We start from the raw sequence: 21,065 nt of genomic DNA, 5'->3' as shown, positions 1-21,065 counted from the left end.
TGTACGCCCAACTGCCCGCACCAGCCCCCCCAGGCAGCCGCGCCTCAGCCTGCGTCTATATACTCGCGCCCCGTTGTTCCCTTGGAAGCCCGCGTGCCCACTGCTTCAGCTCAGCCCATTGCCCCGCTGGACGTTCTGGCCTACACCGCCACCACTGCGCTGGGGGCGGGCCTGGATGCGCAGCGCGACGGGCTGCGCGGGCGCCGCAGCGGGCTGCGTCGCAATGATTTCGGCACCGACCCACTGGATTGCTGGATCGGCCGCGTCGACGGCGTGGAAGCAATCACCCTGCCCGCACACCTGGCCGAACTGGACTGCCGCAACAACGCCCTGGCCTGGCTGGCACTGCAGCAGGACTGCATCGTGCAGACACTGGCCGAGGTCGTCGGCCGCCACGGCGCCGAGCGCGTGGCGGTGGTGATGGGCACCTCGACCTCCAGCATCGGCGCTACCGAAGCCGCTTACACCCGGCTGACCACCGACGCAGAGGGCATACGCCACTTTCCTGCGGATCTGCAGCGCCCGCGTATCCATACCCCGCATTCGCTCGGCGATTTCGTGCAGGCCGCGACCGGCCTGCGCGGGCCCTGTGTCACGGTGGCCACGGCCTGCTCATCCAGCGCCAAGGTGTTCGCCCAGGCCGCGCGGCTGATCCAGGCTGGGCTGGCCGATGCTGCGCTGGTCGGTGGCGTGGACACTCTGTGTGGCAGCGTGCTGTTTGGCTTCAACTCGTTGCAGCTTGTCGCCGCCACGCCCTGCCAACCGTTTGACGCGCGCCGCGTTGGCCTGTCGCTGGGCGAAGCTGGCGGCTTTGCCGTGCTTGAACGCACCGGCGCCGGCCCCGGCGCTGATCTGCAGCTGCGCGGCTATGGCGAATCCAGCGATGCCCACCACATGTCGGCACCCCATCCACAAGGCCTGGGCGCCCGACTGGCGATGCAGGCCGCCCTGCAGCGAGCCGGCATCAGCGCAGCCGATGTTGGCTACCTGAACCTGCACGGCACCTCGACACCAGCCAACGACAGCATCGAGGCTGCCGCAGTGGCCGCAATGTTCCCGGCCAGCCTGCATGCCAGTTCGACCAAGGGCTGGACCGGCCACACGCTGGGCGCGGCCGGCATCGTCGAATCGGTATTCGCACTGCTGGCACTGGACGAAGGTCTGCTGCCGGGCACGCTCAACAGCGAGATCCCTGACCCGGCCTGCGGACCGCAGATCCGTTTCGACAACGCGCAGGCCGACATCCGCTATGCGATGAACAATTCCTTCGGCTTCGGCGGCAACAACTGCTCGCTGGTTTTTGGCAGGGCACGATGATGCAGACGCTGCAGGCAACCGTGGAAGGTATCGGCTTCTGGGGCACCGGCCTGCCCGACTGGGACAGCGCCTGCGCGTGGATGCGCAACGGCATCCGCCCGGACGACACGCCTGCCCGGCCCTCGCCACAACTGCTGGCCGCCAACGAACGCCGACGCGCGCCGGGCACTGTTGCGGTGGCGCTGGAAGCGGCGTTGGCCGCCTGCCAGGCCGCCGATCGTTCACCGACCGTCCTGTCCTCGGTGTTCACCTCCACCCATGGCGAACTGTCGATCACCGACTACATGTGCGCGACGCTGGCCGAAGACCCGCGTGCCATCTCGCCAACCCGCTTCCACAACTCGGTGCACAATGCGGCCGCCGGTTACTGGACCATCGGTGCTGGCACGCATGTACCGGCCACCGCAATCAGCGCCGGCGCGTACAGCTTTGCGCAGGGCCTGCTGGAAGCGATGGTGCAGCTGCAGGCAGGCGAAGATGCGGTATTGCTGGTTGCCTACGACGGCACCGCGACGGCACCGCTGGTCGAACAATCCCCCAGCGAAGGGCTGCTTGGCGTGGCACTGGTGCTCTCGCGCAGCCCCCATCCGGGCCTGCCCACGCTGACGCTGACGCTGCAGGCCGCCGCGGCCGAGGCCGCCGAAATCACGCACGGTCCACTTTCACAACTGCTGCATGGCAATGCCATGCATTCCGTGTTGCCCCTGCTGGAAGCATTGGCCATGGAAGGTGAGCAGGTACTGCTGCCTGCAAGCGATCACCAACGGCTAAGGATCAGCCTCACCCATGAATGAGCCAGCGCAACTGTCTCCCAACGATGTTGCGGTGTTGATTCCCGCACTCAACGAGGCACTACGCATCCGCGAAGTCGTACAGGGGGCATTGGCGCTTTTCCCGCATGTGATCGTGGTTGATGACGGTTCCGATGACGGCACTGCACAATGCATCGCCGACCTTCCGGTCATCGTATTGCGCCACCAGCAACGGCGTGGCAAGGGCGATGCAATGCGCACCGGCTTTGCCGAAGCACTGCGCCGCGGCCTGCACGGCGTGCTGACCATGGACGGCGACGGCCAGCATGCCGCCGGCGACCTGCCGCGCCTGCTGGCCAGCGCCAACCGTCATCCGGGTTGCATCATCATTGGCGCCCGCCTGCGCAAGCGCGCCTCACAACCGCTGTATCGGCGCCTGGCCAACGAGTTCGGTGACTGGGGCATCGCCTGGGGCACGCACTACCAGGTGGTCGACAGCCAGAGCGGGCAGCGCTTCTATCCGGCCAAGGTGATCGCCCTGCGTGACATTCCCGCCGAAGGTTTCGTGTTCGAAGCGCAGCTGGTTATCTCCGCGGCGCGCCAGTTGGGTACGCGCTGCGTATCAGTGCCGATCGATTCCCGGTATCGCTGCGCCAACAGCGGTGAACAGTTCCGCCCCAGCCACTTCCGGCCGTTGCAGGACCTCTACCGCATCACCAGCCACATCGTGCTGTTCGCGTTGCGGCATGGCCACATCTGGCGCGTGTACCGCACCATCCGCGCCAACCCGCCGGTCATCGACGACGCCGACGGCAAGGCCTGAGTCCCCGGCGGCAGGCTTCAGCCCATGCCGCCGTTGATGCCGATCACCTGGCCGTTGATGTAACCGGCCGCATCACTGCACAGGAACGCAACCAGCGCGGCCACTTCTTCCGGCTTGCCGGCACGCGCCGCCGGCACTGCCTGCTTGATCATTTCCGGCGGGAACGCCTCGGCGGCCATCTGTCCCTCGATCACGCCCGGCGCGACCACGTTGACGCTGATGCCACGGCTGGCCATCTCTCGCGCCAGCGACCTGCTGGCACCATGCAGCCCGGCTTTGGCGGCGGCGTAGTTGCTCTGCCCGCGATTGCCCAGCACCGCTGCCACCGAGGACACGCTGACGATGCGCCCCCAACGCGTGCGCGCCATCGGCAACAGCAGCGGCTGGGTGACGTGGAAGAAGCCGTGCAGGCTGACATCGATCACCCGCTTCCAGCGCTGCGCATCCATGCCGGCCATCGGGGCGTCGTCGTGGATTCCGGCATTGTTGACCACGATCTGGATCGGGCCATCAGCCAGCAATGCGTCCAAGGCGACGGATGCGGCTTCGCCATCGACCACGTCGAACGCCACCGCCTGCGCGCTGCCGCCTTCGGCCAGGATCTTCTCAACCACCGCCTGCGCACGCGCCAGGTTGGCGTTGGCGTGGACGATGACATGGACGCCATCGGCGGCGAGCTTGCGGCAGATCGCGCCACCGATGTCGCCACTGCCGCCGGTTACCAGAGCACGTCGTTGGCTGGTCATGATCGATTGAAATCCTGTCGTCAGAAAAAGAAGTTCAAGGCAGCTGCAGCATCACCGCCGCACGGCCTTCGGCCAGCAACTGGTCGCCATGGTGCACGGAGAACGCATATTGCTGGCTGGTATCGGATTCGATCAGCACCTGCGCCTGTGCCAGCAGCGGACCGTCCAGATCGTCGATGCGGGACACGTACAGCTGCACCTCGCGCAACGCGACCAGCACGCCGGGCGTCGCCGCACCACCGCGCTCACGCGCGCGCAGGCCGCCGTGCACCGCCATCGCCTGCGCACCGTATTCGCACAGATGGATTGCGTGCAGCTGCCCATCGCTGCGCAGCGGATGCCCGGGGTCAAGGTGATTGAACGCACGCAGCTGGATCTGCTCTGCCGACCAGTCCAGTACCTCGTCCCACAGGCACATGCCAGCCTGATGCGGCACCAGCGCCAGGATCTGCTCACGCCCGATCATCGACCATCTCCTGCAACGGATGCCGCGATACCAGCAGCGCCAGCACGAAATTGCACACCACGCCCAGCGCCACGGTGCTGCCGATGGCGCGCAGTACCGGTATCGACGACAGGCCCAGCAGGCTGAATACCAGCAGCGTCATCAGGCTGCATACCAGCAGGCCATGCAGCGTGCGCAGCTGGTCGGCGTGGCTGTCGCCGGCGTGCTCGAAGAACAGGCCGTAGTCCAGGCCCAGGCCTGCGGCGAGGATCAACCCGATCAGATGGAACAGATTCAACTCCACTCCCATGCCACGCAGTACCGCCAGCACCAGCAGCGTGGTCAACGCCATTGGCAGCAGCACGCGCAGCACCCGGCGCGGTGAGCGCAGCACCGCCCACACCGTGGCCGACAACAGCACTACCGCCACCGCCAGCGCTGCCAGAACGCGGCCACGGTAGTCGGCCACCAGTGATTCGGAGGCATTCTTCAGGTCCAGCAGTTCACCGCCCTGGCTGCGCGCGGCAGCAGCCAGCGCATCGATGTCATGCAGACCGCTCAGCGACACCAGCGCGGTGCTGTGATCCTTGTTCTGCAGCAGCAGACCGCCGATTGCCGTGGCCAAGGGCGTGCCTTCCATATCCTGCGGCAGCAACGCCGGTGCCGAGCGCGCGCGCGCGATGTCAGCGGCAAAAGGCTCGAACGCATCGCTGCGGAATGGCGTATCGGCCACCGCTTCGGCCAGCGCCGCACGCAGGCTGGCGTCATCGGGCAGCTGCTGTTGCCGTTGCTGCTGCGTCGCCACGCTGGGCAGGTAGCGTGCGGCCATGTCGTAGCGTTCCAAGGCGCCATTGACCACCAGCGCATCCAGCGCCGGGCGCAGCCGTTCGCTGGCAGCCAGCGCGGCCTGGGTGTCGGCACCGCGCAGGATGATCACGTAGCGCACATCCGGTGCGCCCAGTTCGCTGCGCAGCTGCGCATCGCGCGCCAGGTCCTGTGGATCGACCGGCGTCAGCCGCCCCAGGTCGTTCTGCCAGAACGCGCCGGGAGCCCACAACAGCACACCAGACGCCAGCATCGCCAACACCAGCAACGACCAGCGCGGACGCGGCAGGCGACGGGTGAGCGCCCACAAGCGCGCCAGCCGGGCCGAATCGGCGAAGTCGCGCGTGGCGGGATCGACCAGCGCCGGCAGCACGAAACGCGTGGCCAGCGCCGCCGTCGCCAAGGCGGTGATGGTGAACACCGACAGCTGCTTGAGCCCTTCCACGCCGGAGAACAGGAAGGTCAGATAGGCAATGCAGGTGGCGATCACGCCGGTGCCCAAGGTGGGCCACAGCGCGCGCACGTTGTCCCAGGACGAACGCCCCGGCCGCTCATGGCTGAAGAAATGGATGGGGTAGTCCTGCACCACGCCGATCAGGGTGAAGCCAAACGCGATGGTGATGCCGTGCACGCCATCAAAGCCCAGCGCGACTGCGGCAAGACCGGCCAGGCCGGCACTGGCCAGCGGCAGGAAGCCAAGAATCGGCATCTTCCAGCTGCGGTAGGCCAGCCACAACAGCAGGATCATGCCGATCGTATCGAGCGTGCCGATGGTGCTGGCTTCCTTGGCGGTGCGGTTGCCGATCTTTACCGAGAACGCTCCCGGGCCGCTCAGTTCGATGCGGCTGCCACTGCCACCGGCAGCCTTGGCGAAAGCGGCATTGATCGCATCCACCGCCGCCTGCTGCGCCCCGGGGTCGAAGCCGGCCGCATGCGTCTGCAACAGCAACAGGGCCTGCGTGCCGCTGCGGTCGAACCACACTTCGTCGATGCGCTGCGGTGCGGTAGCCGGCTGCAGCGATTCGGCCACGCGCAGCACCTGCAACGTCGGGTCCGAGGACAGCAGCGGTTCGATCAGGCCACCGGCCGGCGAGCCGAGGTCCTGCAGCCGCGCCTGCAGTTCATCGCGCAGCGTGGCGCTGGAAAACGCATCGGCCGGCAGCGCTTCGATCAGATAACGGTAGGGCAGCAGCCGCTCGGGAAAGGCATCCAACCCCGCCTGTTCACCATTGGCCACCAGCTCGAACTGCGCATCGGCGGCCAGCGTGCTGCGCAGCTCGCGCGATTGCGCAGCCAGCTGCTCCGGCGCGGCGCCTGACAGTGCCACCAGCAACAGTCGCGCACCGGGACCTTCGCCCAACTCATCCAGCAACAGCTTCTGCGCCGGGGTGCGCGCATCGGGCATGAACTTGCGCAGGTCACCGCTGATCTGGACCCGTGAGCTGATCCAGAAGGTCAGCAGGCCCAGCAGCAACAACCAACCGATGGCCAGACCGATGCGTTGCGACGCGGACAGTTTCAACGCGCACCGCCGGCCGTGCACAGCGCGGCCAGCGCATCGGCCTGGCGCACGTTGCCAGCTGCCGCAGCGGCGCTGCCCAGCAGGGTACGTTGCAGGTCACCGCGTACCGGCTGGGTTTCGATGCAGCGCAGCTCCTTGCCCTGGCCGCGCAGGGTCACGGCGCGCACGCGTCGTGCCAGCGCTTCGGCCTTTGGCGTGAGTTGCAGTTGCCACTGCTGCGTGGTGCCCGATGGCTGCAGCCGGTAGCTCTGCTCCAGTGCGGCCAGATCGCCGGCCAACATGGCACCGAAGCTGGCCTGCAGGTCCGTCAACTCCGGCGCACGTTGCAGCGAGAACACGCGCGGTGGCTTGCCACTGCGTGCAATGGTGACCTGGCCATTGGAGATCGTGGTGGTCTCGGCGTAGGGCACGCGCACTTCGCGTACCAGCGTTGCGGCATCCGGACGGCGGTACTGTCCCTCCACGCGCAACGGTTCCTTCAGCAGGGCCGAGCCACGCAGTTCCACGAAGCCGGTCTGGCTCGGTGCCGGCTGCGCCAGCTGGCGCAGGATCCAGCCGGCATCAACGCCGCTGGCCAGCGCCGGTGTCGCCACGCTCGCCAGCAGCACGCTCAGCAGGCGGAGACGACGGAATTTCGGATTGCCAGAAGTCATAGAAGTTGAACCAGTTGTAGGGAGCGCCGTGCAGGTGATGCTCCAACCTGCAGACGTAACGCTGGATAAGCGTCGCCAGGGCTTCGCTGCGGTTTGCACGCGGGATGTCCACGGCCTGGGCGAAAGACTCAAAGTGCAGATCGTAGCGATTGCCGCCGCGGTACAGGCCGAAGACGAGCATCACCGGCGCCTTCAACACGCTGGCCAGCAACCACGGTGCCACAGGAAACGGTGCTTCGCCGCCCAGCAACGGCACCCTGACCGCCGCATCGCCCGGACGCACGCGGTCCACCAGCAGCGACACCATCGCGCCTTCCTGCAACGCCTGCTGGATCGCCAGAGCGATGCTCGGCCCATCCTGTCCGGCGTCGATGATGCCGGCAGCCAGGGCCGGATCCAGCTCGGCCAGCAGCTCGGTGATCGCCTCGTTGTGCGAGCGGTCCAGCAACACCCGCAGCTTCAGGTCCGGACGTTGCCGCGACAACGCGCGCAACGCGTCGAAACTGCCCAGGTGCGAGCCGAACAGCAATACGCCGCGCCCCTGGTCGATCGTCTCCAGCAGCTGCTCGGTGCCTTCGGTGCGGATGTCGAACAGGTGCTGCCGCCCGGCCAGCAGGAACACCCGATCCAGGATGGTGGCGGCAAAGGTGTGGATGTGACGCGCGATATCCCAGCTGCGCACTGGCCGGCCGAGCACGCGTTGCAGGTAGTCGCGCGATGCACGACGTTCGCTGCCACGCATGAAGAAGAAATATGCGGTGATCGGATACAGGCAGGCGCGGGCCACGCTGCGTCCGCCACGCCGTGCAATCAGCCCGATCAGGCGAATGGGGCCGCGACCGCCACCTTCGGGACGATGCTTCCAATCGACTTCGTTCACGGCTGCGCCTCGTCGGCGACCACCACCAGCTCACCACGCACCAGCAGGTCGGCCTCGCGCAACACGCGGAATTTCCAGCGTGGCGCCTGCCCTTCCAGTTCCACCCGCGCGACCTGGCCCGGCAGCAGCGGGGCCATGAACTTGACCTGCGGCAGGCGCAACGCACCCACTGCGATGCCGGTTTCGGCGTGGACCGCGCGCAGCACCTGCTCCAGCAGCACCACGCCCGGCACCAGCGGCCGCCCCGGAAAATGCCCGGGCAGGCAGGGATGATCGGGGGCGATGACGAACTGCATGGCATCCAGTCGGCGAGCAGGGCCGCACAGGATAGCGGCAGGGCCGCCGCTCAGCGCAGCAGGTCGCGCCAGAATGCCGGGCCCAGCTGGCCCATCTGCCGCACGAAGTCCACCGCATTGCGGTAAGGACGCTTGGGAAACAGCTTCGCCCGCACCGCGTATTCCAGCGCGAAGAAACCACCAATCAGCCCCCAGTCGGCAATGTTGGCGCACCAGGACCATTGCTCGTGGGTCACCGGCCACCACGGCTGGATGCCGAACGCCGCCAGCAGACCATTGGGCACCGCGCTCATCGCCAGCACCAGGTTGATCGCCGCCAGCAGGCTCAGCACCATCGCCCAGGCAGCGGTGAGCCGCCGCGTATAGCGCTCCAGAGCCTCGGTTACCGGCATGCCGGCACGCAGATACAAGGCCTGCACGATGCGACCGATCAGCGGCACCTGGCCCGGTAGCAGCGAGCGGGCGAACCCCCAGGCCACCAACAGCGGAAACACCACCGGCGGGGCCAACAGCAGCATCCACGCCCACGCCGAAGCACCTACCCAGTACAGCAGCAGGCCCGAAGCCAGCAGACCAGCCCAGGCCAGCGGCCGGCGCCGTGCCAGCGGTTCCAGCAGGCACAGCAGTACCAGCCCGAACAGCGCTGCGGCGGCCCACATGCCTTCGTTGCGCAGGCTGGCCACGTGCGAGAGCACCGGATATGCCAGCAGCAGGATTACACGCAGTGCCAGCGCCAGCGGCCCATGGCCGGGCTCATGACTGGCCATGTTCATCGTGCTCAGGCGGTCTTGTTGGCCTGCACGTGTGCCGACAGCGCACGCAGCGAGGCAAAGATGCGGCGGTTGTCGTCGTTGTCCGAGCGCAGCTGGAAGCCGTAGCGTTTGCTGATGGCCAGCGCCAGTTCCAGTGCGTCGATCGAGTCCAGCCCCAGTCCGTCGTTGAACAGGGCCGCTTCCGGGTCGATCTGCGCCGGGTCCACATCTTCCAGGTTCAGGCTTTCGACCAGCAGCCCCGCCAGTTCACGCTCGGCGTCGGTTTGTTGCGACATTTCCACTTCCACGGGCAAAGAAAGCCGCAACGATCCGGCATCCCCGCCCACAGCGCAACCATGGCAGCGCGGGCGCGCACGGTATCATTGCGGCCTCTGCAAGCCTGATTCATCGAGCAATGACGCCCATTTCCCGCCCCTGCCAGCTCTCCTCGACACGTTTCCGGCCCTGCCCGTCGCCGTTGCGGAGCGTTGCTCGATGAACGCACGCACCACCCCCGCCCAGGTCGCCGCATTGAGCGTGGACTACGCTGATCCAGCGCGTCTGCCTGAACTGCTGGCCGATGAACAGGTGCTGGCGATCTTTGGTTTCCAGGCCGGTGACGGCGCCCCGCCCAGTGACGACCCGCGCTATCTGCAGGTTGGCCTGCAGGCCGATGCACCCGCGCAGCTGGAAGTCTGGCGCAGCCGGTATCCGGTCAATTGTGGCCGCGATGCCGATGGCCTGGCCTGGGCCAGCGACGGCGCGCTGATGTTTGGCGTCATGCAGGTCGAAGAAGCCGCACACGGCGGTATCAGCGGCGCCGCCGAACATGCCTATGCACGGCTGCTGGCAGCGCTGCCGGCACACGACTACCCGCACCTGCTGCGCATCTGGAATTACATGGATGCCATCATCGAGGGCGAGGGCGACCAGGAGCGTTACCGGCAGTTCTGCGTGGGCCGCGCGCATGGCATCGGCGCCATCGATACCCGCACCCTGCCTGCGGCCACCGCGGTCGGCCGCGTCGACGGGGTGCGCGTACTGCAGGTGTACTGGCTGGCGGCGCGCAATCCCGGCACGCCGCTGGAGAACCCGCGCCAGGTCAGCGCCTACCACTACCCGCGCCAGTACGGCCCGCAATCACCCAGCTTCGCCCGCGCCATGCTGGCCGCGACCGGCAGCGACCTGCCGTTGCTGCTGTCAGGCACCGCCAGCGTGGTTGGCCACGCCACCCTGCACGGCGACAGCACCGAACGGCAGCTGCAGGAAACCTTCAACAATTTCGAAGCATTGATCGGCGCCGCACGGCGGCACCGGCCGTCGCTGCCGGAGCATTTTGGTGCGGGCAGCCGGCTGAAGGTCTACGTCAGCGACGCTGCCGAAATCGCCAGCGTGCGCCAGGCACTGAGCGAACGCTTGCCCGACGGGGTGCCTTACATCGTGCTCAATGCCGTTGTATGCCGGCGCGACCTGCGCGTGGAGATCGACGGCGTTCACGCCGCCTGAAGTGAAGGCCGCGCACCACGCGCGGCCTGTTCAATGGCCCAGCAGGGCCAGTACCGCGTCACGCGGCAGCTTGCCGGTTTCGTTGCGCGGCAATGCTTCCACCTTGCGCAGCGGACGCGGCAGGAACACCGGGTCCATCAGCTGACGCAGGTCATGCAGGATGTTGGCTTCCTCACGCTCGGCGGCCACCACCAGCGCGGCGATGCGACCCACCGCATGCCCCGGCTCCGGTGCCAGCTGCACCACCACCGCATCGCTCACACCGGCCACGGATTGCAGCTTGCGGGTCAGGTCGCCCAGCGACGCACGCTTGCCGGCGATCTCCAGCAGATCGGTACGACGACCGCGCAGCAGGAAGCGATCCCCCGGCAGCAGTTCGACCAGATCGGCCAGCATCACCGGGGCAGGCAGGTGCGGCGCATGTACCCGCGTGCCATCTGGTTGCGGCAAGAGACGCACGCCCGGCAGCAGTTGCCAGGCCTCCTCGCAAGCGGTACGACGACGGGCAAAGATGCAGGTTTCCGTCGAGCCGAACATCTCCCGTACTTCGGTGGCGAAGTTCTTCTCGGCAGCGGCGGCCAGAGCCTGCGGCAGCGGCGCGGTGGCGGTGACGATGCCGGCCAGCGGCGGCAGTTCCACCCCGGACTCGACCAGCACCTTCAGGTGCACCGGCGTGGTCACCAGCACGCGCGGCGCGGGTACTTCGGCCAGGGCCAGCGCCACGTCCTGCGGGAAGAAGGGCTTGCCCGCCTGCAGCGTGGCTGGCGCCAGCAGCGGCATGAGCACCGCCATTTCCATGCCGTACATGTGCTGCGACGGCACCGTGGCCACGATCGATGGCTGCGCTTGGCCCCACAGGCTTTGCAGCGCCTGCAGATTCTGCCCGGTGCTGGCCACGAACGAGCCCCAGGTCTTGGGGTTGGCACCGGGCACTCCGGTGCTGCCGGACGTGAAGCCAATGGCGACCAGTTGCTCCACATCCAGCGTGGGCATATCGCCGGCCAGTTGCGGCAATACCTCGGGCAACATGAAGCAGCCTTCCGGCAGCTGTTCGCTTGCTGTATCGGCCAGACAATAGCTGCCGGCGTAACGTTGCGCCACGTCTTCCACTACTGCCTGCGCACGCGAAGACGGCAGCAGGTTGACCTGTCCACGCAGCGCTACCGCGCAGAACGCGACCAGGAAGCGATAGCGGTCCTCGCACAGATTGATGACGTGGCGGCCCTCCGGCAGCAGCGCGGCGACGCCACGCACCTGGGCCAGGAACGTCCCCAGTTCCACCTGCCATCCCGCACTGGCGGCCAGCAACCGATCGGCGCTGCCCACCGCAAGCGGGGAACGGGGACGGGAGGATGGCATTTTGACAACTAACGGCATGCGGCTGCGACAACCTGTGAGGACGGCTTCAGGATGCAGGCGCGCACCCGGCGGGCGGCCAGCTTGGGCGCACACCGCGCCGCTGGCAAGCCCGCCCGGCTCAGTGATAACCGCTCCCGGCCGTGACCTTGCCGCGGAACACCCGGTACGACCAGGCCGTGTAGCCGAGGATCACCGGCAGCAGCAGTACCAGCCCCACCAGACTGAAACCCATTGACGAGACCGGCGCGGCGGCCTGCCACAGGGTCATCGAGGGCGGCAGCAGGTACGGCCACATGCCCAGTACCAGGCCGATGAAGCCCAGCACGAACAGCGCCAGCGTCAGCAGGAACGGCGGCAGATCGCGGCGCGGGTGCGTGGCACTGCGCCACAGGGCCACCGCCACCACCAGCGTCAGCAGCGGTACCGGCGACAACCACCAGAAGTTGCCATTGCTGAACCAGCGCTCCATCACCCGCGACTGCAGGAACGGCAGCCAGGTGCTGACCAGGCCCATGAACACGATCACCGCCACCATCAACGGCCGGGTCAGTGAACGGGCCAACGCCTGCACGCGGCCGTCGGTTTTGAGGATCAGCCAGGTGCTGCCCAGCAGCGCGTAGCCGGTCACCACCGCCACGCCGGTCAGCATCGAGAACGGGCTGAACCAACCGAACGCGCCGCCCACGTAACGCCCGTCCTGCATCGACAGGCCTTCCACCAAAGCGCCCAGGATCACGCCCTGCGCGAACGAGGCCAGCAGCGAGCCCAGGGCGAAGGACACGCTCCACAACCGTCGTGAGCGATGGGCCTTGAAGCGGAATTCGAACGCCACGCCGCGGAACACCAGCGCCATCACCAGCAGCAGCACCGGCAGGTACAACGCCGACAACAGCGCCGCATAGGCCTTGGGGAAAGCCGCCATCAAACCGGCACCACCCAGTACCAGCCAGGTTTCATTGCCATCCCAGATCGGCGCGGCGGTGTTCATCATCACGTCGAGCTGCTCCTCATCCTCGGCGAACGGCGCCAGCACGCCGATGCCGAGCACGAAGCCGTCCAGCACCACGTACATCAGCACGCCGAAACCGATCACCGCGAACCATGCCACCGGCAGCCAGGTTGCCATGTCCATGTCAGCGTCCCTCCAGCGGTTCATCGGCAGCCGACAGCGGCCGCGCCGGGGTATGCGCGCCGTCCTCGTGCGGCGGTTCCTGCGACACCGGACCGCTGCGCACGATCTTGACCAGGTACCAGATGCCCCAGCCGAACACGAACACATAACCCACCACGTAGACCGCCAGTGACAGCGCGGTCATCCACACGGTCTGCGGCCCGGCCGCATCGGCGGTGCGCAGCAGGCCGTATACGACCCACGGCTGGCGTCCCATTTCGGTGACGAACCAGCCCGCCACCAGCGCGATGAAGCCGCTGGGCAACATCCAGTTCCAGCCGCGCAGCAGCCATTTCGACTGCAGCAGACGCCCGCGCCACAACTGCACAGCCGATATCCACGCCAGGATCAGCATCAACGTGCCCAGTCCGACCATGATCCGGAACGCATAGAACACCGGCACCACCGGCGGCCGTTCGCTGACCGGCACCGAGGTCAGCGGGGCGAAGCTTCCGTCCAGGCTGTGGGTGAGGATCACGCTGCCCAGCTTGGGAATGGCCACTTCGAAATGGTTGCGCTCTTCCTTCTCGTTGGGCACCGCGAACAACACCAGCGGCACGCCCTCGCCGGGCCGGGTTTCATGCCAGTGCGCTTCCATCGCGGCGATCTTCATCGGCTGGTGTTCGAGCGTGTTCAGGCCATGCATGTCGCCGACAAACACCTGCACCGGCACGGTGATCGCAGCAAACACCACCGCTGCCACCAGCATCTTGCGGCCGGCTTCCACATGCACGCCACGGCGCAGGTACCACGCGCCCACCCCGCCAATGGCAAAACAGGTGGTGATGAACGAACCCAGCGCCATATGCGCCAGCCGGTACGGGAAGGAGGGATTGAACACCACCTGCCACCAGTCCTGCGGGTGCACGATGCCATCGACCAGCGTGTAACCGGCCGGCGTGTGCAACCAACTGTTGGAGGAAAGGATCCAGAACGTAGACACCAACGTGCCCAGCGCCACCATGCAGGTGGAGAAGAAGTGCAGGCGCGGCGACACCCGGCCCCAGCCGAACAGCATCACGCCGAGGAAGCTGGCTTCCAGGAAGAACGCGGTCAGCACTTCGTAGGTCAGCAAGGGGCCGATCACGGTGCCGGCCACCTCGCTCAACCGCGGCCAGTTGGTGCCGAACTGGAAGGCCATGACGATGCCGCTGACCACGCCCATGCCGAAGGACACGGCGAAGATCTTCTGCCAGAAGAAGAACAGCTCGCGCCATACCGGGTTGCGCGTGCGCAGCCAGCGCCATTCGACGAAGGCCAGCCAGCTGGCCGTGCCGATGGTGAAGGCTGGAAACAGCACATGGAAACTCACGACGAACCCGAACTGGATCCGTGACAACAACAACGCGTCCACGGTTGCCTCATTGCATCGTTGCGAATGTTGATCATTGTCATTGCGCGCTTGTTAAAAGCGGATGTGACGGGTTGTCGCAGTGCGTCAAAAGGTCGCAGCGCGCTCAACAAGCAACGGCATTACCCCTCCCCAACTCTCCCCTGCTGCGCAAGGGAGGGAGCGGCTCCGCAAGGTCTGTCAGGCCGCAGCAAAGCCCGCTTCCAGCCCCCTCCCTTTCGCACAGCGAAGGCGAGGGTTGGAGAGGGGTGCTCTTGGCTACCAACTCCCCCCCGTGAAAGCCCCTGTGCCCTTTCCTTTCCCACGACACAGCCACAAACAGCGCAGAACCTTGCCGATTCCGGCATCTCACCCGCCGAAACCGGGCCGCCATGACCTGTGGCCCAGCCCCCGCCGGAACCGGACTGCTACGCTTGCGCGGTTTTCTTCACCGGTGCCCGCAATGCCCAAGCTTCTGCCCCTGTCCCTGCTGTTGTTGACCGCTTTCGGCAGCGCTCATGCCGCGCCCACGCCGATCACCATCGAACAGGCCATGGCCGATCCGGACTGGATCGGGCCGCCGGTGGAATCGGCCTGGTGGTCGTGGAACGGCCAGCAGGTGGAATACAACCTCAAGCGCCAGGGCAGCGCCGTGCGCGACACCTTCCGCCTGCCCGCCACTGGCGGCGTGGCCCAGCAGGTCGCCGACGACCAGCGCGGCACGCTGGATGCGGCCAGCCGCGTCTACGACCGCAGCCGCCAGCGCATGGCTTTCGTGCGCAATGGCGATGTGTTCGTACGCGACCTGCGCAGCGGCGCGCTGACCCAGCTCACCCGCAGCAATGAACGCGCCAGCGGCGTCAACTTCGCCAGCGATGGCGGCGTGATCTGGCAGGTGGGCAACAACTGGTTCCACTGGAACGCCCGTAGTGGCGTCACCAGCCAGGTGGCCCAGCTCAAGGCCGACAAGAACCCCGCCGATGCGCCCAAGGCCGACGTGCTGCGCGACCAGCAGATGCGCACCCTGGCCACCCTGCGCAACGACCGCGCCCAGCGCGAGGAACTGCGCGAACAGGGCGAGCGCTGGCGCCAGGCCGATCCTACCCGCGCGCCCGGCCCGATCTTCCTCGGCACCGAGGTGGAGATCGTCGACAGCGTGCTCTCGCCCGATGCGCGCCACCTGATCGTGGTGACCAAGCCCAAGGGCTACGAAGAAGGCCGTGGCGGCAAGATGCCGCTGTACGTCACCGAGTCCGGCTACGAAGAAGCCGAGGACACCCGCACCCGCGTCGGTCGCAACAATCCCGAACCGCATACGTTCTGGCTGGCCGACGCAGTCACCGGCAAGGTCGAAGCGCTGTCGCTGGACCAGCTGCCGGGCATCAGCACCGACCCGCTGGCCGAACTGCGCCGCAAGGCCGGCAAGGATGCGCTCAAGGGCAACCGCCCGGTAGCGCTGATGAGCGAGTTCATGGGCGGCGGCATCCGCTGGAATGCCGATGGCAGCCAGGCGGCGATCATGTTGCGCGCCAACGACAACAAGGACCGCTGGATCGCCACCACCGGCGCCACCACCGCCAGGCTGGAGTCCCGCCACCGCCTCACCGACGGCGGCTGGATCAACTGGGGCTTCAACGATTTCGGCTGGATGCCCGATGGCAGCACGTTGTGGCTGCTGTCCGAGGAGTCGGGCTATTCGCACCTGTACACGCAGAGCGGCAGCAGCAAGCCAAAGGCACTGACCTCCGGCAAGTGGGAAACCTCCGCTCCGGAAATCAGTGCTGACGGCCGCAGCTTCTACTTCCTGTGCAACCAGAAGTGGCCGGGCGACTACGAAGTCTGCAACGTCGATGCCAACGGCGGTGCCGTGCGCGAAGTGACCGCACTCGATGGCGTCGAGGATTTCAGCCTGTCGCCGGACGGCCAGCAGCTGCTGGTGCGTTATTCCGCGCCGTATCTGCCGGCACAGGTCGCCGTGCAGCCAGCCAGCGGCGGTGAAGCACGCAAGCTCACCGACACCCGCAGCGCCGAGTTCAAGGCCCGCGAATGGGTGCAGCCGCAGATGGTGCAGGTGCCGTCCAAGCATGGTGCCGGCCACGTCTGGGCCAAGTACTACGGCCCGGAAACGCTGGAGCCGGGCAAGCAGTACCCGATCGCCATGTTCGTGCATGGCGCCGGCTATCTGCAGAACGTGCATGCGCGTTACTCCAACTATTTCCGCGAGCAGATGTTCCACAACCTTCTGGTGCAGAAGGGCTACATCGTGCTGGACATGGACTACCGCGGCAGCGAGGGCTACGGCCGCGACTGGCGCACGGCCATCTACCGCAACATGGGCCACCCGGAGCTGGAGGACTACAAGGACGGCCTGGACTGGCTGGTCACCACCAAGCAGGGTGACCGCGACCATGCCGGCATCTACGGCGGTTCCTACGGCGGCTTCATGACCTTCATGGCGCTGTTCCGCTCGCCGGGCACGTTCAAGGCCGGCGCCGCGCTGCGCCCGGTGGTGGACTGGCACCAGTACAACCACGCCTACACCGCCAACATCCTCAACACGCCGGACATCGACCCGGAGGCGTACCGCATCTCCTCGCCGATCGAATACGCCGAAGGCCTGCAGGACAACCTGCTGATCGCCCACGGCATGATGGACGACAACGTGTTCTTCCAGGATTCGATCAACCTGACCCAGAAGCTGATCGAGCTGCACAAGGACAACTGGTCGATCGCACCGTACCCGCTGGAACGCCACGGCTACACCCGCGCCGATTCCTGGCTGGACCAGTACAAGCGCATCCTCAAGCTGTTCGAGCAGGAACTGAAGTAAGCAACACGACAAGGGCGCCGCAAGGCGCCCTTGTTGTTTGTGCTGTTGTGACGGCGGCGAAGGCACCCCTCCCCAACCCTCCCCTTGCCTTTGGCAAAGGGAGGGAGCAGAAGCGGCCCTTGCCGCGATCCATCAGGCCACGCACCACAGCCCCCTCCCTTTCGCAGCGCGAAGGGGAGGGCTGGGGAGGGGTGCCCTTCGCGGCCCGCCACAACCCCCGAACCACTGCTCCGCTACCATCCCGCACCAATACCGCCACGCAACAACGCCATGTCGTCCGCCGCCAGGCTCATCCGCATCGTCACCGCCGTCATCCTCGATCAGCACCAGCAGGTGCTGGTGGTCCGCAAGCACGGCTCGGACACCTTCATCCAGCCCGGCGGCAAGCGCGAGCCCGGCGAAACCGCCCTGCAGACACTGGCGCGCGAGCTGCACGAAGAACTGGGCGTGCACATGGACACCACCAGCGCTCAACCGCTGGGCCTGTTCGAAGAGAACGCAGTCAATGAACCCGGCCATCGCGTGCAGGGCGAAGCTTTCCTGGTCAATGCCACCGGCACCGCGCAGGTGCAGGCGGAGATCGCCGAACTGGCATGGGTTCCGCTGCAACCCCCGCATGGCGTGAAGCTGGCCCCATTGAGCGCACGCCACATGCTGCCGGCGGCGCTTGCCGCATTGCGTTCCAGCGCTGGGAAAACCGACTGAATCCGGCGATAGTGCGCGCACGTTCAAACGCACTGCCGTCCCTGTGTCCCCACCCGAACTTCCTTCGCGCGCCAGCGCTTTCGTCGATCTCACCGCCAAACTGTCGTTGCTGATGGGCGTGCTTGGCGTTGTCTGGTGCCTGCTGCAACTGCTGGCCGTCTCAGCGTTCGGGCGCATGGACCTGATCGCCTGGCTGGAGCACGACGGCCTGCTGGCTCCAGACCAACTCCGCTGGTTTCAGGCCCATGCGACCACCCTGACGCTGCTGATGCTGATCAGCTCGGTGCTGTTCCTCGCAGCGTGCTGGGGCTTCTTCAAGCGCCGCGAATGGGGGCGACGCGGGCTGATCATCTTCCTGGTGCTCGTGGCCCTGGCCAACGTCGCCGCGCTGCCGTTGATCAACATCATGTTCGACACCTTGCAGGCGATGGTGCCTGCCGACCTGCTCGCCTCCCCCGGCGCACACGATCTGCGCGTGCAGCTGCGTGCCGGGCGCTGGTTCTCGCTGCTCAGCGCCGGCGCTGCCGCCATCGGCCTGGCCGCGCTGCATGCCTGGCTGGTGGTCAAACTGCAGCGCCCGCAGGTCCGCGCCCTCTTCCATTGATACGACAAGGAGTCGTCATGCTGTTGTTCCCCCTTCGCCGCCCGTTCACGGGGCGTCTTCCACGCGTGCTGGTCGCGCTGCTGGCCATGAGCGCAATGCCGGCGATGGCCGCCAGCACGCTGGCCTGCGGCAGCTACAACGCCGTTGATGGTGGTGCCCGCCTGGTCGTGGAAAGCAGTGGCCAGGCCGAGCATCGCTACGAAGGCCAACCGCCGATCCGCTACCTGATCCGCCAGCAAGGGCAGACGCTGCACGCCGCCAACATCTCCAGCGGCTACACCGACAGCTACACGCTCAGCGCCGACGGCAAGCGCATCACGGCCACACTCGCCGACTACGTGCTCGATGCACCGGCACGCTGCTCGACGGCACCGGCGCCGGTCGCCGGCAGTTGCCGCGCCGACATCGACAGCTGCATCGAATCGGCCAGCAGCGCCTCGCCGCAGCTGTTGAAGCAGTGGTGCCAGGAAGACCTGCCGTTCGCCTGCAATGCACTGCTTGCCAGCTACGAGAAACAGGCCCAACAGCAGGGCAACGACATCGATCCTGAGCTGGAAGAGCCCGAGGTCTGCAAGGAGAAGTCGCCGCTGTTCAACGAAAACGCCTGCCGTGAAGCCGCACGCGAGGTGCTCGGCAAAGCCTTGGGCAAGGCATTTGCCGATGCACTTTCCGGCGCCGAAGCGGTGCTTGCCGATGCGCCGCTGGGGGAGCTGCTGCAATTGTGCCGGCAACAACCCGATGCCGGCTTCTGCGAAAAAGTAGCCGACGCGCACTGGAACGCTGGCCACTTCCTGGCCGCCGGCCAGGCCCTGCAGCTGGCCTGCCGCGCCGGTGGCGATGAGCGCACCTGCCAACGCGCTTCGTCGGTGCTGGCATTGGATGCCGGCCAGTTCCGCGCCGCGCCCGCCAGCACGCTGCCCTGCGGCGACTACGCCGCCGATACCGGGCTGATGAGCGAGCTGTCGTTCGGCGACCAGGGCCTGGTGACGCTGGGCATGGGCAGCGAAATGCGCGCCCGTCTGGAAAACGGCAACATCCACATCCGCCACGACAAGGGCGGCGACTTCGTGTTCAAGCCGCTGACCAACGGCGGCCTGCTGGGCCTGGACCGCTGGAACCGCTACGCGGTGTATGCGCGCACAGGCGGTGCCAGCCACTGCACCGCGCCCGTCACCTTCATCGAACTGCCGCTGCCGCAGGATTGCCCCACCGGCGATGCGCAGGCCTGCTGCGACGCCGGCAAGTTGCAGGGCTGCAACGCCATGGGCCACCGCAAGGCGCTGGCCGGCGACTGGCAGGCCGCCGCGCCCTACTACCTGAAGCTGTGCCAGGTCGGCGTGCGCGCGGGTTGCGAGAACCTGCGTTCGGTCTACGAGCACACCGAGGACGAGGACCTGCCCGGCAAGCTGCTGTGGATCTGCAACCGCGATGGCAAGGGAACGCACGTGGCGTGCGATGTGTATGCCACCACCAACTGGGCGCTGCTCGGGCTCGGCGCGCAGCTCCAGCGCGCCGCCGATGAAATCGAGGCCGATGTCGAAACCGATGCAGCCCCCGACACCGGCAAGGCCAACCGCAAGTAAGCCCCGACATGGCCCCGACCAGGGCCTGCGCTAAAGTACGGACATGAACGAATTCGACCGCGTACGCGACTATCTCACCGGCCTGCAGGACCGCATCTGCAGCGCCATCGAGCAGGCCGACGGCCAGGCCCACTTCATCGAAGACCGCTGGCAGCGTGCTGAAGGCGGCGGTGGCCGCACCCGCATCCTGCGCGACGGCGCGGTGTTCGAGCAGGCCGGCATCGGTTTTTCCGACGTTGCCGGCACCCGCCTGCCGCCGTCCGCCTCGGCCAACCGCCCGGAGCTGGCTGGCGCCTCGTGGCGCGCCTGTGGCGTGTCGCTGGTGTTCCACCCGCGCAATCCCTACCTGCCCACCACGCACGCCAACGTGCGCTACTTCCAGGCAGAGCGTGATGGGCAGAAGGTGGCGGCCTGGTTCGGCGGCGGTTTCGACCTCACCCCGTTCTATCCATTCGACGAGGATGTGCAGCAGTGGCACGGCGTGGCCCGCGAGCTGTGCGCGCCTTATGGCGAAAACCGCTACGCCGAGCACAAGCGCTGGTGCGACGAATACTTCTTCCTCAAGCACCGCAACGAGACGCGTGGCGTGGGCGGATTGTTCTTCGATGACCTGCATGGCGACTTCGACACCGATTTCGCCTACCTGCGTGCCGTGGGCGATGGTTTCCTCGATGCGTACCTGCCGATTGTCGAGCGCCGCAAGGACACGCCGTATGGCGAGCGCGAACGCGAGTTCCAGCTGTACCGCCGTGGCCGCTACGTGGAGTTCAACCTGGTCTACGACCGTGGCACGCTGTTCGGCCTGCAGAGCGGTGGCCGCAGTGAGAGCATCCTGATGAGCCTGCCGCCGCGCGTGCGCTGGGAATACGGCTACCAACCGGAAACCGGCAGCGACGAAGCGCGCCTGGCCGCCTATCTGGTGCCGCGCGACTGGCTTTCAGAATGAAACCAGTAGTGCCGAGCCAG

The 21,065-nt window shown here is 66.9% G+C and carries 20 protein-coding genes; 9 read left to right on the top strand and 11 right to left on the bottom strand.

What is annotated here, in order from left to right; translation table 11 throughout:
- Positions 1-117 precede the first annotated feature (117 nt).
- Genes LR961_RS01275 through LR961_RS01265 form a run of 3 tightly spaced genes read left to right on the top strand, consistent with a single transcriptional unit; the run spans position 118 to position 2,892 of the window.
- The gene (locus tag LR961_RS01275; protein WP_232149142.1) at positions 118-1,317 is read left to right on the top strand and encodes a beta-ketoacyl-[acyl-carrier-protein] synthase family protein; all 1,200 of its coding nucleotides are present in this window, start codon (positions 118-120) and stop codon (positions 1,315-1,317) included.
- Complete coding sequence (locus tag LR961_RS01270; RefSeq protein WP_232149140.1) at positions 1,317-2,111, top strand: beta-ketoacyl synthase chain length factor; 795 nt, start codon at positions 1,317-1,319, stop codon at positions 2,109-2,111. The genes LR961_RS01275 and LR961_RS01270 overlap by 1 nt, the downstream gene beginning before the upstream one ends.
- Entirely contained in the window at positions 2,104-2,892 is a 789-nt protein-coding gene (locus tag LR961_RS01265; protein WP_232146617.1) for a glycosyltransferase family 2 protein, read from the top strand. Before LR961_RS01270 ends, LR961_RS01265 begins: the two co-directional genes overlap by 8 nt.
- A gap of 17 nt (positions 2,893-2,909) precedes the next feature.
- Here LR961_RS01265 and fabG read toward each other — a convergent pair whose 3' ends face one another.
- Genes fabG through LR961_RS01225 form a run of 8 tightly spaced genes read right to left on the bottom strand, consistent with a single transcriptional unit; the run spans position 2,910 to position 9,307 of the window.
- Positions 2,910-3,641 carry a 3-oxoacyl-ACP reductase FabG gene (fabG, locus tag LR961_RS01260; protein ID WP_232149139.1) on the bottom strand — a complete coding sequence of 244 codons (732 nt, stop codon included), beginning with the start codon at positions 3,639-3,641 and terminating at the stop codon, positions 2,910-2,912.
- A 31-nt stretch (positions 3,642-3,672) separates the two neighbouring features.
- Complete coding sequence (locus tag LR961_RS01255) at positions 3,673-4,104, bottom strand: phosphotransferase (RefSeq protein ID WP_232146616.1); 432 nt, start codon at positions 4,102-4,104, stop codon at positions 3,673-3,675.
- A complete protein-coding gene (locus LR961_RS01250) occupies positions 4,091-6,451 on the bottom strand; it encodes an MMPL family transporter (RefSeq protein ID WP_232146615.1) in 2,361 nt (786 codons plus the stop codon). The genes LR961_RS01255 and LR961_RS01250 overlap by 14 nt, the downstream gene beginning before the upstream one ends.
- Positions 6,427-7,083 (bottom strand): LolA-related protein, encoded by a 657-nt coding sequence (locus tag LR961_RS01245; protein WP_232146614.1) that lies wholly within the window; start codon positions 7,081-7,083, stop codon positions 6,427-6,429. The genes LR961_RS01250 and LR961_RS01245 overlap by 25 nt, the downstream gene beginning before the upstream one ends.
- Complete coding sequence (locus LR961_RS01240; protein ID WP_232146613.1) at positions 6,992-7,963, bottom strand: acyltransferase; 972 nt, start codon at positions 7,961-7,963, stop codon at positions 6,992-6,994. Before LR961_RS01240 ends, LR961_RS01245 begins: the two co-directional genes overlap by 92 nt.
- On the bottom strand, positions 7,960-8,259 hold the full coding sequence (locus LR961_RS01235; RefSeq protein ID WP_232146612.1) for a hypothetical protein: 300 nt from the start codon (positions 8,257-8,259) through the stop codon (positions 7,960-7,962). Before LR961_RS01235 ends, LR961_RS01240 begins: the two co-directional genes overlap by 4 nt.
- A gap of 50 nt (positions 8,260-8,309) precedes the next feature.
- Positions 8,310-9,032: a ketosynthase gene (locus LR961_RS01230; protein ID WP_232146611.1), complete on the bottom strand. Its 723-nt coding sequence runs from the start codon at positions 9,030-9,032 to the stop codon at positions 8,310-8,312.
- Positions 9,033-9,037: 5 nt separating this feature from the next.
- Positions 9,038-9,307 (bottom strand): phosphopantetheine-binding protein, encoded by a 270-nt coding sequence (locus LR961_RS01225; protein WP_232146610.1) that lies wholly within the window; start codon positions 9,305-9,307, stop codon positions 9,038-9,040.
- A 199-nt stretch (positions 9,308-9,506) separates the two neighbouring features.
- Here LR961_RS01225 and LR961_RS01220 point away from each other — a divergent pair, with 199 nt between their 5' ends.
- Positions 9,507-10,517, top strand: coding sequence for a pteridine-dependent deoxygenase (locus LR961_RS01220; protein WP_232146609.1), 1,011 nt, complete (start codon positions 9,507-9,509; stop codon positions 10,515-10,517).
- Positions 10,518-10,547: 30 nt separating this feature from the next.
- On the opposite strand, the gene LR961_RS01215 is transcribed toward LR961_RS01220, so the two are convergent.
- The 3 genes from LR961_RS01215 to LR961_RS01205 form a co-directional block, all read right to left on the bottom strand.
- The gene (locus LR961_RS01215) at positions 10,548-11,876 is read right to left on the bottom strand and encodes an AMP-binding protein (RefSeq protein ID WP_232146608.1); all 1,329 of its coding nucleotides are present in this window, start codon (positions 11,874-11,876) and stop codon (positions 10,548-10,550) included.
- A 118-nt stretch (positions 11,877-11,994) separates the two neighbouring features.
- Positions 11,995-13,008 (bottom strand): cytochrome d ubiquinol oxidase subunit II, encoded by a 1,014-nt coding sequence (gene cydB, locus LR961_RS01210; protein ID WP_232146607.1) that lies wholly within the window; start codon positions 13,006-13,008, stop codon positions 11,995-11,997.
- A 1-nt stretch (position 13,009) separates the two neighbouring features.
- The gene (locus tag LR961_RS01205) at positions 13,010-14,401 is read right to left on the bottom strand and encodes a cytochrome ubiquinol oxidase subunit I (RefSeq protein ID WP_232146606.1); all 1,392 of its coding nucleotides are present in this window, start codon (positions 14,399-14,401) and stop codon (positions 13,010-13,012) included.
- 439 nt (positions 14,402-14,840) lie between these two features.
- On the opposite strand from LR961_RS01205, the gene LR961_RS01200 reads away from it, so the two are divergent.
- From LR961_RS01200 to hemF, 5 genes are all read left to right on the top strand, one after another.
- On the top strand, positions 14,841-17,207 hold the full coding sequence (locus tag LR961_RS01200) for a S9 family peptidase (protein ID WP_232146605.1): 2,367 nt from the start codon (positions 14,841-14,843) through the stop codon (positions 17,205-17,207).
- A 270-nt stretch (positions 17,208-17,477) separates the two neighbouring features.
- Positions 17,478-17,912 carry an NUDIX domain-containing protein gene (locus LR961_RS01195; protein ID WP_232146604.1) on the top strand — a complete coding sequence of 145 codons (435 nt, stop codon included), beginning with the start codon at positions 17,478-17,480 and terminating at the stop codon, positions 17,910-17,912.
- Between the two features lie 43 nt (positions 17,913-17,955).
- Positions 17,956-18,516 (top strand): hypothetical protein, encoded by a 561-nt coding sequence (locus LR961_RS01190; RefSeq protein ID WP_232146603.1) that lies wholly within the window; start codon positions 17,956-17,958, stop codon positions 18,514-18,516.
- Positions 18,517-18,533: 17 nt separating this feature from the next.
- Positions 18,534-20,099: a hypothetical protein gene (locus tag LR961_RS01185; RefSeq protein ID WP_232146602.1), complete on the top strand. Its 1,566-nt coding sequence runs from the start codon at positions 18,534-18,536 to the stop codon at positions 20,097-20,099.
- A 43-nt stretch (positions 20,100-20,142) separates the two neighbouring features.
- On the top strand, positions 20,143-21,045 hold the full coding sequence (gene hemF / locus LR961_RS01180) for an oxygen-dependent coproporphyrinogen oxidase (RefSeq protein WP_232146601.1): 903 nt from the start codon (positions 20,143-20,145) through the stop codon (positions 21,043-21,045).
- Positions 21,046-21,065 lie beyond the last annotated feature (20 nt).

Source organism: Stenotrophomonas sp. SY1, assembly GCF_021202945.1.
Lineage (GTDB): Bacteria > Pseudomonadota > Gammaproteobacteria > Xanthomonadales > Xanthomonadaceae > Stenotrophomonas.
This window is presented reverse-complemented; position numbering and strand designations above follow the sequence as displayed.

Bases quoted from the DNA above. Each gene is read 5' to 3' on its own strand.
- LR961_RS01270 (WP_232149140.1), top strand. From the start codon at position 1,317: ATGCAGACGCTGCAGGCAACCGTGGAAGGTATCGGCTTCTGGGGCACC.
- LR961_RS01265 (WP_232146617.1), top strand. From the start codon at position 2,104: ATGAATGAGCCAGCGCAACTGTCTCCCAACGATGTTGCGGTGTTGATT.
- LR961_RS01220 (WP_232146609.1), top strand. From the start codon at position 9,507: ATGAACGCACGCACCACCCCCGCCCAGGTCGCCGCATTGAGCGTGGAC.
- hemF (WP_232146601.1), top strand. From the start codon at position 20,143: ATGAACGAATTCGACCGCGTACGCGACTATCTCACCGGCCTGCAGGAC.
- cydB (WP_232146607.1), bottom strand. From the start codon at position 13,008: ATGGACATGGCAACCTGGCTGCCGGTGGCATGGTTCGCGGTGATCGGT.
- LR961_RS01215 (WP_232146608.1), bottom strand. From the start codon at position 11,876: ATGCCATCCTCCCGTCCCCGTTCCCCGCTTGCGGTGGGCAGCGCCGAT.
- LR961_RS01245 (WP_232146614.1), bottom strand. From the start codon at position 7,083: ATGACTTCTGGCAATCCGAAATTCCGTCGTCTCCGCCTGCTGAGCGTG.
- LR961_RS01195 (WP_232146604.1), top strand. From the start codon at position 17,478: ATGTCGTCCGCCGCCAGGCTCATCCGCATCGTCACCGCCGTCATCCTC.
- LR961_RS01255 (WP_232146616.1), bottom strand. From the start codon at position 4,104: ATGATCGGGCGTGAGCAGATCCTGGCGCTGGTGCCGCATCAGGCTGGC.
- LR961_RS01225 (WP_232146610.1), bottom strand. From the start codon at position 9,307: ATGTCGCAACAAACCGACGCCGAGCGTGAACTGGCGGGGCTGCTGGTC.
- LR961_RS01235 (WP_232146612.1), bottom strand. From the start codon at position 8,259: ATGCAGTTCGTCATCGCCCCCGATCATCCCTGCCTGCCCGGGCATTTT.
- LR961_RS01200 (WP_232146605.1), top strand. From the start codon at position 14,841: ATGCCCAAGCTTCTGCCCCTGTCCCTGCTGTTGTTGACCGCTTTCGGC.
- LR961_RS01185 (WP_232146602.1), top strand. From the start codon at position 18,534: ATGCTGTTGTTCCCCCTTCGCCGCCCGTTCACGGGGCGTCTTCCACGC.
- LR961_RS01230 (WP_232146611.1), bottom strand. From the start codon at position 9,032: ATGAACATGGCCAGTCATGAGCCCGGCCATGGGCCGCTGGCGCTGGCA.